At 52.0% G+C, this 8,431-nt stretch carries 8 protein-coding genes; all 8 read left to right on the top strand.

The annotated features are described in order from the left end of the window. Positions 1-426 precede the first annotated feature (426 nt). Positions 427-849 (top strand): hypothetical protein, encoded by a 423-nt coding sequence (locus tag B5F78_RS15250; protein WP_087407135.1) that lies wholly within the window; start codon positions 427-429, stop codon positions 847-849. A gap of 26 nt (positions 850-875) precedes the next feature. Then, entirely contained in the window at positions 876-1,793 is a 918-nt protein-coding gene (locus B5F78_RS15245) for a fimbrillin family protein (protein ID WP_087407134.1), read from the top strand. 244 nt (positions 1,794-2,037) lie between these two features. Beyond that, complete coding sequence (locus tag B5F78_RS15240) at positions 2,038-3,906, top strand: fimbrillin family protein (RefSeq protein ID WP_087407133.1); 1,869 nt, start codon at positions 2,038-2,040, stop codon at positions 3,904-3,906. Between the two features lie 90 nt (positions 3,907-3,996). Further along, positions 3,997-4,902, top strand: a complete 906-nt coding sequence (locus tag B5F78_RS15235) for a fimbrillin family protein (RefSeq protein ID WP_087407132.1) — start codon at positions 3,997-3,999, stop codon at positions 4,900-4,902. Positions 4,903-4,932: 30 nt separating this feature from the next. Further along, positions 4,933-5,940: a fimbrillin family protein gene (locus B5F78_RS15230; RefSeq protein ID WP_087407131.1), complete on the top strand. Its 1,008-nt coding sequence runs from the start codon at positions 4,933-4,935 to the stop codon at positions 5,938-5,940. A 516-nt stretch (positions 5,941-6,456) separates the two neighbouring features. Then, positions 6,457-7,683, top strand: coding sequence for a hypothetical protein (locus B5F78_RS15225; RefSeq protein ID WP_140400192.1), 1,227 nt, complete (start codon positions 6,457-6,459; stop codon positions 7,681-7,683). 204 nt (positions 7,684-7,887) lie between these two features. Beyond that, positions 7,888-8,094 (top strand): hypothetical protein, encoded by a 207-nt coding sequence (locus B5F78_RS17385; protein WP_162608569.1) that lies wholly within the window; start codon positions 7,888-7,890, stop codon positions 8,092-8,094. Between the two features lies 1 nt (position 8,095). Beyond that, on the top strand, positions 8,096-8,284 hold the full coding sequence (locus B5F78_RS17380) for a hypothetical protein (protein WP_087397787.1): 189 nt from the start codon (positions 8,096-8,098) through the stop codon (positions 8,282-8,284). Positions 8,285-8,431: the final 147 nt, after the last annotated feature.

Here is an 8,431-nt window from a genome sequence, read left to right as displayed (position 1 = left end):
ACGAAGAACAGGAGCGAAAAGGACCAAAAAATCGCCCAAAGCACACACGAAAACGGATACATCAAGCCAAGAAAAACTTTTTGGAGAAATTCAAAACAGCTTCTTAATAATTGAATGACAATGTATTTTGATTTACAGCACATTTCAGGAAATATGGCAATCTGTTCAGGCAACATTCCGTTGTCCGCTGCATCGTGCATATACCTGTATTCAAGAAAGTGTCTTGTAAATTTGGATATGTGTGAGATTTGTGTAAACACACACACACACACACACACACACACACACATTGCGACCGGCGTATCTTCGCGCGTTAATATACTTATTATCATCAATACATGCAAGGGTGGGAACTCCTTTTTACGGGAGCTTTCCGCCCTTTTCCGTATTCGTATGCCCCGTTTAACCCATTAAAACAAAAGTCGTATGAATACCGAAATAACCATTATAGCAAGTATATTCCTGTTGCTGGGCGGACTGGCAGCGTTTCCGTTTACGCTCGATTACAGCAATACTTCATGGATGCCCCGTTGGATGCGTCCTGATGTGGACTACCTGGAACGTCCGTTCCGCTACGACTATCCCGGTACTGACCGGGCAAAGAGGATTTGCAGTCAGATACAGAAAGGCAGAGGGATATTTGCCGATTCACGTCCTTATTACGTGGTTGTCAGCCGCCGCCGTCATGAATACACGGCAGAAGCTCCCCTGATGCTTGCCGGAAAACGCTACGAGCTGGCATTGGAATACGACAGAATGCAGCCCTACATGTATATCACCGCCACCGACATTAACCCCTGGGGCGAAGGCTGGATTACGAGTGATGACATCTTTAATCCCGGAATATAATTAACAAATAAAATAAAGATAGAGTTATGATGAAGAAAATGTTATCCGTTGCTGCCGCACTCCTTGTACTGGCGGCATGCACGAACGACCATGAACCCGGCTATGCTCCGGCAAAAGAGATCCGGGTGGATGCTTCCATCGGGCAGATGACCCGTGTGACAACCGACGGCGACGAATCGGTGTTTGAGACGGGCGACCGTATCAGCGTCTATGCCTGGTTGGGTGCAGCCGACGATGCACAGCAGCTTGTGGTGGACAATTCCGTCAACACCTTAGGCGACGACGGCACATGGACGGCCAGCCCGCAAATGCTGTGGGCAAACAGCAGTTCGGCGCATTACTTTCTGGGCATTTATCCGGTGCAGGAGGTAAGCGACCTGAAAGCCATGAACTATGTACTGACCCCTGAAGACCAGGAGGCAAGCGACCTTCTTTATGCCATGAATGCCGGCACTGAGAACAAGGGCATAACGCCCACTAACACGCCCGTGGCGCTGACCTTCAGCCACCTGATGTCGAAATTAGTCATCAACCTGAATTTCCGCAGCCAGTGGTCCGGAACACCGGTCGTGGAATCGGTCAGAGCCATTGCAAAGGCGGAGGCAAGCGTCAATCTCCTCTCCGGAGAGATTACGCCACAGGGCGACAATAAGGCGATAGACATCCCGGCTTTGGAAACACCGGCAGCCAACTACGCTTGCAGCTATGCCGGTATCATGATTCCTAACAGCAATTTAATTGAAATACAGATCAAGGTAAAAGACATTGACGAGCCATACGTCTATAACGTAGGGGTTTCCATCCCGTTGGAAACAGGCAAGTACACCACCGTCAACCTGACATTGGGACGTGACGAAATCACACTCGACAAAGACATCACCATCACCGACTGGGCTCCGCTCGAAGGCGACTATGGCGGTAACATATTTTTTCCGGGTGCGTAAACCGCTGTGCTGACTATATATTTATAAATGATTAAGTAGATGTTCAAATTTAGCTTATATGATAGGAGTTAAGAAGTTAAGGAGTTATCACTCCGCTGCGCTCCGTTAGGAGTTAAGCCGATAGTAAGTCAATGAGCCCCGTATACACAGAAAGTATTGGCTTAACTCCTTAACTTCTTAACTCCTTAACTCCTCAAAAGATAGTGTCATTTAATTCTGATTACTTACTTAAAACAGCAAACGTATGAATATAAAGAATCTATTATTGGCAACAACCGCTATCCTGTTGGCTGCGTGCAGCACCGACAGCGATGTACTGCCACCGCAAGACCTTGGACAGATAAGGGTAACGGCATCCGTGGGAGCCATGACCCGTGTGGCCCATAGCGGCAACTCGACCACCTTCGAGACGAATGACCGCATCAGTGTCTATGCCTGGTTAGGAGCCGACAACGACATGCAGCGGCTTGTGGTGGACAACTCCATCAATACATTAGGCGGCGACGGCACATGGACCGCCGAGCCGCAGATGCTTTGGGCCGACAATACGTCCGACCACTATTTCCTCGGCATCTATCCCGAGCGCAACGGAGCTACCGATTACGATGCCGACCCCTATACGCTGGACTTCAATAACCAGACCGCGAGCGACCTGCTGGTGGCGAGGACCACGGCCAAGCCCACCGGTTCTGCCGTGAAGCTGGAGTTTGAGCATGTAATGGCCAAGCTCGTGGTAAACCTTTCGTTCCGCAACGAGTGGACAACCGCACCCGAAGTGGCTTCGGTAACGGCAGCCGCATGCACCGAAGCCACCGTGAATTATTTAGAGAATCCTGTCGAGGTAACCCCGGCCACCGGTCAAAACCTTGTGGTGATTCCCTTCACGGGCACATCCGCCAGCTTTGCCGGCATCATGATTCCCGGGCAGAGCGGGTTCCGCACCATCAACGTCACGCTGGAGAACGGCAAGGTATATACCTATACCCACTCTGCGGACATCGACCTGCAACCGGGCAGATACACTACGGTGAACCTTGTGCTGGGACGCGACAGGATCGAACTGGACGATGCGGGCATCAGCGTGTCCGACTGGGAAAACGGTACTTCCATTGATGGCGGTGAAGCGACCGAAGCCTACTCATACGATTCCAATACCAAAACCATCACCATTTACAGCGGTGAAGGACTGAAGGTAGCGGCAGATGTGGCGAACAGCGGTGATACCGACATCAACATCATCCTCAACAATGACATCGACCTCTCGGGCATCGACTGGACGCCGATAGGAACTGAAAGCCGACCATACACCGGCAACTTCGACGGCGGCGGCCATACCATCACGGGGCTGAAGATTGACAAATCGGGAACGGACTATGTAGGACTGATTGGCTGTCTCGGCAGCGGAGGTAAGGTGCAGAACGTGACGCTGACAAATATAAGCGTATCCGGTGCAAACTGCGTCGGCGGCATTGCGGGACAGAACTATGGCACTGTAGAGAATTGCTCGGTCAATGGCACGGTGACAGGTAAGGGGTTCACCGATACCGGCGGCATTGCGGGATCAAACTATGGCACCATCTCCGGCTGCTCGGCGGAAGGGACTGTGACGGGTAGTGTCAATGTCGGCGGAATAGCCGGAGGCAGCTATCTCGGGGTAATCATCGATGGCTGCCATTCCACAGCGGCTGTATCGGGCATTAGCTCTGTCGGCGGCGTGCTGGGCAACCTGGGAAACAATAGCTTCCTCATGGCCTGCTACTCCACGGGCAACGTTACTGCCACGATAACGTATGGTTACGCTCACGTCGGCGGCGTGGTGGGTATAAACGGCCAAGGTACCGTAACCGCCTGCTATCACGCCACGGGCGAAATCACCAGTTCAGTAGGAGATAGAATCGGCGGCATCGCTGGCTGCAATGACCAAGGTACTTTCACCGCCTGCTACTGGGAGAACAATCAGGAACAAGGCACCGGCAGCGGAAGCACCGGCGGAACCGCCAAGGTGACGGACGGTAACTGGCAGAAAGCCGCTGACGCCATGAATACCGCCTTGCAGAGTGCAGGCTCAGGTTGGCATTACGAACTCAACGGAGCGCTGCCGACATTGGAGTAATAATAAACCGCCGGAGCGGGATTCCGGTTCCATCCGAAAAAGGAATCTTTGAAAGATAAATAATTAACAACTTAACAGAAAATAGTTCAAATGAAAAAAGCAAACATTTTGGCAACAGCAGCGCTGGCCACCCTTTTGGCAGCCTGCTCCAACGACAGCGACGTGCTCAACACGCCCGACTATGCCGACACGCCTATCGGACTGAATGTGAACGTAGGCCCGATGGCCACCCGTGCCGGTTATGAACAGGGAGCATTGACCGAAGGAAGTTTCGGACTTTATCTGACAACGGAAGGCACGAACAGCGACGAACGCTACAACTGCACGAACCGGGAAGTGAAATATGACAATGGCTGGACGATTCAGGGCGGACAACTCCTGTGGAAAAGCAATGATGCAACAGTAACCTATTACGCCTATCTGCCCTATACAGGAACAGTGAGCGATGCTGCAAACTATGCCTTTACGGTGAAGACCGACCAGAACAGCGATAGCAACGTAAAGGCATCCGATTTTCTGTGTACCGGAACACAGACTGCCACACCCGGAACGGCACTCGACATCAACTTCCAACATGCACTGTCCAAGCTGAACGTGACACTGACAAAGGGCACCGAGCTTGAAGACAGACAGAACCTGACCTTCACATCGGTAAAGCTCTCCAACTGCGCCACGGCCACTACCGTGAATCTGACTGCCGGAACAGCCGGTACCGCCACCAACAGCGGACAGACCATCACCCTGTATGCTACAACGCCAAACGAGAAATACGAGTGCATCCTCGTACCGCAGACCTTCAACCAAACCCTGAAGGTGGAAATCACCGACAACAACGGAAAGGTATATACATTCAAGTCGGACCACGAGTTGACCTTCAGCAGCGGCAAACAGTACACGCTGAATCTTACCGTAGGCCGCGACAAAGTGACGACGGGCACCATTTCTGCCGACCCATGGGGTAACGAACAGCAAGGCGGCGACTTAGTAACAGAATAAAAGTAAACAACGTTCATAAACATAACAAGAATGAAAATAGCAAAATATATTCCGGCTGCCGCCCTCGCACTGGTGTTGGCAGGCTGCCAAAGTGAAGATGATTTCATCTCTTCCGACTATGCCAACGACCCGATGGCCGTACACATCCGTGCAGGCATCGAGGCTCTGCAGACCCGTGTGAACACGACAGGAACAGGCAACGCATGGGACGAGAACGACCAGATTTCGGTAACAAACACCTCGCCAGAAGCGATAACAGGCAAGGACAAGGCGGTTTACAAATACAACGGCGGCACATGGGAGCCTGAAGGAACCGACTACATAGTCTGGTCTGACGATGTCGAAAACACCTTTGAAGCCTATTATCCCGTCGTGGAAGGGAAAACGGACTCCTACACGCAGTTTGAACTCCCGGCCGACCAGAGCAGCAATACTCCGGGCGCAGCCAACTACATAGGCCGTGCGGACTATATGACGGCGGCAGCGTCACAAAGTAAGAGCGACGCGCTGAACCTGACATTCAAGCACCACCTGGCCAAGGTTACCGTGAAGATAAGCGGTTACGGCAACCAGTACGCCACACAGAAACCTGTATTCCAGGCTCCTACATTCACGGTACCTACCACAAAGACTCCAGTTTCTGGAAAGACACTGACCGTTGCCGGCAATGGAACGACAGTAACCGGACTATTCAGCGAGGACACTTCGGAAGAAGCCAAACACAGCTTCACCGCCGTCCTGCTGCCGGGAAAGTATGCTGCTGACGATACGTTTGTCCAGCTGAACATGGAAGGCGGCACTTCGCTTATCGTCAAGGCCAACGAGCAACTGACTAACGGTTTGGTATCGGGCAAAGCCTATACCTTCAACGTGACCGTAGGTAAGAATGGTGCCACCATCAACAGCGTTACGGTTGGCGACTGGGGTACCGACGACTGGACGGAAAGCGGCACGGCAGACGCAGCCCTTTCATTCAGCATCCAGACTTCGACGGACGGACTGACAACTGACAGCGAGGGATATATCCTTGCCGATTGACAAACAATAAAATTCAGACCATAAAATAAACGGAATAACAAAATGAAGACAAGAAACAAACTATACGATAAGAGCCGGCTGCGCCTCCTTTGTCTGCTGACAGCGTTGCTCGGCTTATTCGGTGCCGGACAGACATGGGCAGGCAATCCCACCACCCTCACCGTGGGCGACACCGATGTGCTGAACGGCGGCTACTGGACGACCAACGCCGACGGCACCCTGACCGAGGCCAGCGCAGACAACTACAATGTCTACTACGACGGCAGCGGCACCCTGACCCTGAAGGACGCCACCATCAACGGCACGGATATCATCGGTCATGTCGGAGCGGGCATCTACGCAGAGGGCGACCTGACCATCGTGCTGGAGGGCAGCAGCACCGTCACGGGCGTTCAGGATCCAAACGGTGATTCCCAGAGCATCCGTGTGTCTGGGAACCTGACCATCCAAGGCGGCGGCAGCCTGACCGCGCAGGGCGCTGAGACAAGCTCAGGCAGCAGTTATGGTATCTTTGTCATGGGATCATTCACCCAGCAAGGCGGCAGCGTCACCGCCATCGGCGGCAACATCAACGGAAACTATACTTCGACAGGTCTCTATGTATACGGTGGCACAGTTACGGCGCAGGACGGGACGCTGACCGCCACCGGCGGTGACACCAGTGGCAGCAGTTACGGCATCTCTATGTCTTCGTCTTCGTCTGTCACCGTGGGCAGTGCCACCGTGACCGTCACCGGCGGCACAGGCAATTACAGTTATGGCCTTTATATTGACTCCTCTTCCCCTTCCGTGACCCTATCCGGCAGCGGCTCCCTCACCGCCCGGAGCGGATCGGGGACGGACACGGCGGTCGGCATCTACCTTGTTAACATTTGGAGCAGCACAGGGTCTGTGACCGTCGGGAACGGCTCCACCCTGCTGACCAACAGTGTGATATTTAGGGATTCGTCTTTCAATGAAAATCCGCTGGCCCCCACCGGCGACGGCAGCTGGCTGATCTACGGCCAGAGCGGCCAGACCAGCGCCGTGGGCGGCACCTATACCCTGACCGATGACCTCACCATCCCCAGCGACGCGAAGGTCACCATCCCGGAGGGCAGCACCCTGACGATTCCGGAAGATAAGACTTTGACTGCCGATGCCAACCAGTTGGTTGTAAACGGAGAACTGGTATTGGAAGGTACGTTCGATAATGCAAAGGAATTGGAAGGTTCGGGAAATCTTGTTTTGGGCGAAATAACGCTGACTGACGATGAGGGTATGGATGAGTATAAGGATTACCAACTCAAGTTGAAAAGCAAAAAGGTTACTTATGTCCGTGCCCTGTCAGATAACTCCCAATATGGAACCATCTGTCTGCCATTCGTTCCTACTTCTGTAGCTGGCGGTCAGGTTACTTACTATCAGGTTTTGGAGTTGGAAAGCGACGTGATTACCCTCGTAGAAACCGATTTTGAAGCCGGCAAGCCGCTGTTCTATCGAACACCCGGTACAGGCAGCATCACCTTCAGCGCCGAAAGTGCCGCAGGCGTGGAACTGGTAACCACCCCCGCGACAGACAACTTCATGGTAGGTACAATGAGTGAGATTATACCCACCGCGGGCTACTTCCTAAAGAACGGCAACATCTATCCGATAACCGATGGAGACAAAGTAAAGGTGAAGCCTTTCCGTGCGTATGTGAAGGGGCAGAATGATGCTTCGCAAGCAAGCGTCATGTCTGTCAATGTGGCAAGACCGTAACAAAGTATTAAGAACTCCCATTCCGGGCGGGAGCATTTGTGCCCGGTAACATCATACAGACACCGCAGCCCGCTACCGCAAGGTAAGCGGGCTGCATTTCGTCATTTTCGGCATCATCTATATTTGGCTCAACGAACAGCACAGACGACAGGAATTAGAGATTACAAGCCAAAAGATAAGAAGCTGTTTTGAATTTATCGTGCGATGATTTGGGATGAGTTTTTGAGGCATTTTCGCTTCTGTGATGAGGAAGATAGCGGGCTATCTGACGAAGAACAGGAGCGAAAAGGACCAAAAAATCGCCCAAAGCACACACGAAAACAGATACATCAAGCCAAGAAAAACTTTTTGGAGAAATTCAAAACAGCTTCTAAGATGTTTACGCAAGGACATACACGAGGTATATGTTAAAATGGTGGATTTATCCCTTATTGGTGAGACCGTGCTGGACTGGAACGAGGAAGATATGAATATATACCATAAGAAGCGTCTGGAGGTGGACAGTCTGCTCAGCCTGTTCAAGTCCAGCTATCGCAGCGAACGTATAGACAGCGTCTGCCGGCTGCTGGCTGAAAAGGAAAATCTGCTGAATAAAAAATGAATGTCCGCATTCATCCAATACATACCCCTAAAAAATGAATATGAATGTCCGCATTTCACCAATAAGGAGTTATTTCAGGGAGTTAAAGGGAGTTAGAAGCCAATACTTTTACTAATGGAAACCATAGCAGGACTATTGGCGTTTAAC

The organism is Bacteroides sp. An279 (assembly GCF_002159615.1).
Lineage (GTDB): Bacteria > Bacteroidota > Bacteroidia > Bacteroidales > Bacteroidaceae > Phocaeicola > Phocaeicola intestinalis.
Note: the sequence above shows the minus strand (reverse complement) of the source record. Positions and strands in the feature narration are given on the sequence as shown.

What these genes read in the sequence shown, in the direction of transcription:
- B5F78_RS15250 (WP_087407135.1), top strand. Translation starts at nt 427, where the DNA reads ATGAATACCGAAATAACCATTATAGCAAGTATATTCCTGTTGCTGGGC.
- B5F78_RS15245 (WP_087407134.1), top strand. Translation starts at nt 876, where the DNA reads ATGATGAAGAAAATGTTATCCGTTGCTGCCGCACTCCTTGTACTGGCG.
- B5F78_RS15240 (WP_087407133.1), top strand. Translation starts at nt 2,038, where the DNA reads ATGAATATAAAGAATCTATTATTGGCAACAACCGCTATCCTGTTGGCT.
- B5F78_RS15235 (WP_087407132.1), top strand. Translation starts at nt 3,997, where the DNA reads ATGAAAAAAGCAAACATTTTGGCAACAGCAGCGCTGGCCACCCTTTTG.
- B5F78_RS15230 (WP_087407131.1), top strand. Translation starts at nt 4,933, where the DNA reads ATGAAAATAGCAAAATATATTCCGGCTGCCGCCCTCGCACTGGTGTTG.
- B5F78_RS15225 (WP_140400192.1), top strand. Translation starts at nt 6,457, where the DNA reads ATGGGATCATTCACCCAGCAAGGCGGCAGCGTCACCGCCATCGGCGGC.
- B5F78_RS17385 (WP_162608569.1), top strand. Translation starts at nt 7,888, where the DNA reads ATGATTTGGGATGAGTTTTTGAGGCATTTTCGCTTCTGTGATGAGGAA.
- B5F78_RS17380 (WP_087397787.1), top strand. Translation starts at nt 8,096, where the DNA reads ATGGTGGATTTATCCCTTATTGGTGAGACCGTGCTGGACTGGAACGAG.